Annotated in this window: 1 protein-coding gene; it reads right to left on the bottom strand. The window is 69.9% G+C overall.

Annotated elements, in window-relative coordinates; translation table 11 throughout:
- The coding region (locus O9335_RS05535) for an IS5 family transposase (protein ID WP_298384769.1) at window positions 1–1,381 on the bottom strand (1,381 nt) is incomplete at its 3' end.
- Window positions 1,382–1,384 lie beyond the last annotated feature (3 nt).

Here is a 1,384-nt window from a genome sequence, read left to right as displayed (position 1 = left end):
CAGCGGCCCGTAACGCTGCCCATAGCGCCGATGCGCGGTGCACTGAGCGGGCGAGCAGCGCAAAAAACACCGCCCTGAGCCCCATCTGGGCGATCGCGCGCAGCAGCCAGCGCAGGTTGTAGCCGGCGGCGCACAGCACGGCGTGCAGCGCGTCGCCCTCGCTGCCCTTGAGCCAGCAGCGCTGCAGGCCGTGATCCTGCTTCAGATGCCCGATGGCGGGCTCGATCGCCTGGCGGCGCTTGAGCCAGCCGCGCTGCTTGGGGGTCAGGCTCTTGGTCTTGCCGCGGTGCAGCAGCTCGATGCCGGGCAGCTCGGCATCCACCCCGCGATAGCCCAGGTCCACCACCACCGTCTTGACCTGCACGTTCAGGTCTTGCGTCAAGGCGTGGGTCTGCTCGATCTGCGCGGCCAGCGTGTGCCCGTCGTAGGGGTTGCCGGGGAAGCTGCGCGCGCCCACCATCAGGCCGCTGCGGTGCGTCACCGCCAAGCTGGTCTTGACGCCGAACTCGTAGGGCTTCCTGGCCTTGCCCTTGCCGATGCACTCGACCTCGGGGGCGTGCAGCGCGTACAGCTTGTTCTTATCCTGCGGCCGCTGGGTGTGGATGCGTTCGGCGCGTTCCAGCCAGGGGGCCAGGCGCTCTTGTGCGGCCTGTTCCAGCCCGGCCATCTTGCGGCGCAGCTCGCGCAGCACGCAGCCCAGGATCGTGCGCTGGCGACGCAGTACGCGCTTCAAGCGCCGGAACTGCTTGGCGTGGGCGTAGCCGCCGGCGCGGCGCCGCAGCGTCTTGCCCTCGCGCTCATGGGTCTGCTTGAGCTTGAGGCCCAGGCTGCGGGCCACGCGCACGAGCTTGGCGCGCGCCACCTCCAGCAGCCGGCTGTCGGTGGGGTGGGCAATGGCCTTCTCCTGCACGGTGCTGTCGACGATGACGCGTTCGAACTCGTCCTTCCTAACCGCCTTGAGCGCCACGGCGGCCTCGATCGTGGTCTTGAGCAACTGCTCGACGCCGGCCTCGCCGAGTAGGCGGCGAAAGCGCCCGATGTGGGTGGGATCGCAGGGCCAGCGCGGCTCGTAATAGGTCATGCCTGAGAAGAACTGCCAGACGACGTTCTCGCTCCAGCGCTCGCACAGCTCCTCGTCGCTGAGGTTGAAGCTGTGCTTGAGGTAGAGCAGCGCGACCATCAGCCGGGTGGGCAGGCGGGGGCGGCCGGCGTTGGAGGGCTGGGCGCCGGCCAGCACCAGCGTGGGGCCGAACAGGTCCTGGTCGGCCACTTCGGTACGGCTGCTGGGCTTGCGCGCCAGCAGCGGCGCCAGGCTGGCTTCGATCGCGGTCCAGGGCAGCCGGGTGGCCAGCACCACGAGGGGGTGGCGGGGATCGACCATGCC

Origin of the sequence: Inhella sp. (genome assembly GCF_027532025.1) — a bacterium.
In the GTDB taxonomy this organism is placed as follows: domain Bacteria; phylum Pseudomonadota; class Gammaproteobacteria; order Burkholderiales; family Burkholderiaceae_C; genus Inhella.
Note: the sequence above shows the minus strand (reverse complement) of the source record. Positions and strands in the feature narration are given on the sequence as shown.